The 3782-nt window shown below is 71.7% G+C and carries 3 protein-coding genes and 1 pseudogene; 1 reads left to right on the forward strand and 3 read right to left on the reverse strand.

Annotation, left to right across the window (positions count from 1 at the left end; genetic code table 11):
* Positions 1-797, reverse strand: a 797-nt coding sequence (locus FV228_RS22945) for an LLM class flavin-dependent oxidoreductase (protein ID WP_147856707.1), incomplete at its 3' end; no start/stop codon positions are given.
* Positions 798-808: 11 nt separating this feature from the next.
* Between FV228_RS22945 and FV228_RS22950 the strand changes: the two genes are divergently transcribed.
* Positions 809-1141, forward strand: coding sequence for a hypothetical protein (locus FV228_RS22950; protein ID WP_147856708.1), 333 nt, complete (start codon positions 809-811; stop codon positions 1139-1141).
* 208 nt (positions 1142-1349) lie between these two features.
* Here FV228_RS22950 and FV228_RS22955 read toward each other — a convergent pair whose 3' ends face one another.
* Together FV228_RS22955 and FV228_RS22960 are read right to left on the reverse strand one after the other, a co-directional pair.
* A complete protein-coding gene (locus FV228_RS22955) occupies positions 1350-3335 on the reverse strand; it encodes a family 2A encapsulin nanocompartment cargo protein cysteine desulfurase (protein ID WP_147856709.1) in 1986 nt (661 codons plus the stop codon).
* Positions 3322-3782, reverse strand: a pseudogene (locus tag FV228_RS22960) (cyclic nucleotide-binding domain-containing protein); the annotation flags it as partial. The gene FV228_RS22955 and the pseudogene FV228_RS22960, both read right to left, overlap by 14 nt.

A 3782-nucleotide genomic window follows, 5' to 3' on the forward strand; every position in this document is an offset into this window, starting at 1 on the left:
GCCGCCGCTCCGACACCCCTGGCCGCCCGGGCGGCGCGGGTCCTTGCCAGGATGTCCTCCGCCCTGGCCCAGGCCCGCGCCTCGGTCTCGGCCAGGATCGGCCGGACCGACAGGCTGAAGCGCGGGTTGCGCCCATGCGGCGCGGCGGCCTCCCGGACCCGCCCGATCAGCTCCCGGACCTGGGCCTGGGTCTCGCCCCACAGGGCGTAGGTGTCGGCGTGGCGGCCCGCCACCGCCAGGGCCGCCGGCGAGGCGCCGCCGAAATAAACCGGGATGGCGTCGACCGGCTTCACCTCGGAGAAGCCCCGCTCAACCCGGTAGAACGCCCCCGCGTAGTCGAACGGCGCCGCGGCGGTCCAGCTCTGGCGGGCGATGTCCAGGAACTCCTGGGTGCGGGCGTAGCGCTCGTCCTTGGTGAGGTGGTCGCCGTCCTGGGCCAGCTCCCGGTCGTCGCCGCCGCTGATCACGTGGATCGCGACCCGGCCGCCGGTGAGCTGGTCGAGGGTCGCGAATTGCCGGGCCGCCACGGTCGGCGCCGTGAAGCCGGTCCGGTGGGCGATCATCAGCCCAAGCCGCTCGGTGACTGTGGCGACCTGTCCGGCGAGCAGCAGGGCGTCCGGCGCCGTGGCGTGGAACGCCACCAGCACCCGGTCGAACCCGCCCCATTCATGCGCCTGGGCCAGCAGCTTCAGGTAGTCCCGGTCGATCGCCGGCCCTTGCGCCGGGTGGATCTCGGAGGTGTGGCGGGGGGCGACGAAGCCGATGAACTCGACGGCCTCCGGGGGGATCAGGCTCATGATAAATCTCCTTGTCGGGGCGGTCAGATGCCGAGGACGGCCTTGCCGGCGGCGATGCGCACCGCGTCGGCCAGCGGATGCGCGCGCACGGGACGGCGCGCTGGTGCCGCTCCAGCGGGTGCGCCCGCGTCCGGGTCGCGTTTCCGCAGTTGACTCCGACGCGCTGGACCACCGCGATCGCGTTCTCGGTGATGGCGGGCTTCACGAATCCGGTCATGACAAAGCGAGACGTACGCGGCGGTGGGATCCGACTGCAGGATCGCGATGGTCCGCTCGGAACTCCGCAGCGTCAACGAAACCGTTTTTCGAATATCGCGCCGCCGCAGGACGAGACTTCGCCTTGACCGGGGGATGACGAGAAGAAGCTGACCGTCGGCTCACGGATCAGAGGCGATCTTTGTTTTCGAGCGAGGGGCCATTCCGCGATGGATCGCGAGGGTACGGCACACCGCCCTGGGTTTCGCCCCGTATTCCGGAACACGCAAAAAGACCGGCCGGACCTTTCGGGGTCCGGCCGGTCTTCGTTTGGGAGCATCCCCGTCGCGGTCCCGCTCAGTGCCGCGGCAGGCTGTGCAGCGCCTTCAGGAACACGTCGACGTCGGACTTGGTGTTGTAGAAGGCCAGGGAGGCCCGCACCGACTGGTCGACCCCGAACCGGCGCAGGGCCGGCAAGGCGCAGTGATGGCCCGAGCGCACCGCGATGCCGTGCGCGTCGAGATGGTGGGCCACCGCCTCGTTCTCCTGCCCCTCGATCACGAAGGACATCACGCTCGCCTTCTCGCGGGCCGTGCCGATCAGGCGCAGGCCCTTCACCTCGGCGAGACCGCCCTGCGCGTATTCCAGCAGGTCGTGCTCGTAGGCGGCGATCGCCGGCAGGCCGATGCGCTCCAGATAGTCGAGCGCCGCACCGAGGCCGACCGCACCCGCGATGTCCGGCGTGCCCGCCTCGAACTTCTCCGGGGCGCCCTTGTAGACGGTCCGGGTGAAGGTGACGTCCTCGATCATGTGGCCGCCGCCCTGCCAGGGCGGCATCGCGGCGAGCAGGTGCGTCTTGCCGTAGAGCGCGCCCACCCCGGTCGGCCCGAACACCTTGTGGCCGGAGAAGACCAGGAAGTCGGCGTCGAGCGACTGCACGTCGAGCGGCATGTGCGGCGAGGATTGCGCCGCATCGACCAGCACCGGCACCCCGTAGGCGTGGGCCAGCGCGATGATCTCCCGCAGCGGGTTCACGGTGCCCAGCGCGTTGGCCACATGGGTCACCGAGACGATCTTCGTGCGGCCCGAGAGCAGGGCCGCGTATTGCTCGAAGATGATCTCGCCCCGGTCGTTGACCGGGATCACCCGCAGCGTCGCCCCGGTCGCCTGGGACAGGAGCTGCCACGGCACGATGTTGGCGTGGTGCTCGATCGTCGAGACGATGATCTCGTCGCCCGGGCCGATATTGGCCCGCCCGAAGGAATCGGCGACGAGGTTGATCGCCTCCGTGGTGCCGCGCAGGAAGACGATGTCGTCCTTCGATGGGGCGTTGAGGAAGCGGCGCACCGCCTCGCGGCCGCCCTCGAACAGGTCCGTGGAGCGCGCCGCCAGGGTGTGGGCGGCCCGGTGGATGTTCGAGTTGTGCCGCCCGTAGAATTCCGAGGTCGCGTCGATCACGGCCTGCGGCTTGTGGGTGGTGGCGGCGTTGTCGAGCCAGACCAGCGGGTGGCCGTTGACGCTCTGGTGCAGGGCCGGGAAGTCCCGGCGGACATGCTCCACGTCGAACGGTGCCGCCGCCGGGCTCGATCCCTGCGCCGTCAGCCGCGGCGCCGGACCCGGATAGCGGGCGGGCTCGACCCGGGGGCTCGCCGGCGCCTTGCGGGCCGGGCCGGGACCGGCGTTCAGGAAGTAGTAGTCGGACACCGGAGCCTCGGGCGCCCGGGACAGGTGCCCGGTCCGCGCGAAGCTTTCCTGAGCGACATCGACGCCCGGCCGGGACGGGTCGGCCGGCACCAGCTGCGGCGCGACCGCGTGCGCGAAGGCATTGGCGCGGGGATGATCCCCTGCCACCTGACGGTGCAGGTCGGCACCGCCCGGGAACGCAAGCGGCGCGCTCGGGAGCCCGAAATCCGGCAGGACCGGACGCGGGCTCGCCGGATGGACCGGCGGGATCGCGGCGGTGTCGAAGAAGGCCGGGCTCGCGGGGGCGAGGTTCGGCAAGGTCGGGCCGCTGAGGCCCGGCACACCGAGGGCGGGCCCGCCGAACGAGCGGGCCGCCAGCGCCGAGGCATCCGGTTGCAGACCGGAGGGTTGCCCCCCGGTCGGCACCGAGGGGATTCCCGTGGCCGCGCTCGGCACCGGGGCGCCGCCCGGTCCCTGAGGCAGCCCTTCGAGGGCCTGCGGGACCTGGGGTCCCGCGGGCAGCGTCGGGGCGAGGGGCTGGCTCGCGGCCTGCCCCTGCTGGTAGATCTCACGGGCGAGGCGCCCGATCAGATCGCTGTGGGCGAGCTCGGCCGGGCTCGCCTCCGGTCGACCGAAGGCCAGTCCCTCAGGCATAGTCATGGTAGTTGCCGAGGAGGACGTTATCGAGGCGGGCGATCGCGTCCTCGACCAGCACGGCGGCCGAGAAGTAGCGGGTCACCAGGTGCGAGGCGATCGAGTGGTCGTTGGTGCCCATGTAGCGCACCGACAGGCCGGGCTCGATCTCGCCGGTCACGCCCGACTTCTGCAGGCCGACCACGCCCTGCTCGCCCTCGCCGACGCGCAGCAGCAGGATCGAGGTGGTCTCGGCGCCGGTGACCGGATCGATGTCGATCGGCAGCTTGTCGCTCGGCACCAGCGGGACGCCGCGCCAGGTGATGAACGGCGCGCCGAACAGGTGGACGACGACCGGCGGCACGCCGCGGCGGGTGGCCTCCCGGCCGAAGGCCGCGATGGCGCGCGGATGCGCGACGAAGAAGGCCGGCTTCTTCCAGACCAGGGTCAGCAGCTCGTCGAGATCGTCCGGGG

Source organism: Methylobacterium sp. WL18 (genome assembly GCF_008040015.1).
Lineage (GTDB): Bacteria > Pseudomonadota > Alphaproteobacteria > Rhizobiales > Beijerinckiaceae > Methylobacterium > Methylobacterium mesophilicum.

Bases quoted from the DNA above. Each gene is read 5' to 3' on its own strand.
- FV228_RS22955 (WP_147856709.1), bottom strand. From the start codon at position 3,335: ATGACTATGCCTGAGGGACTGGCCTTCGGTCGACCGGAGGCGAGCCCG.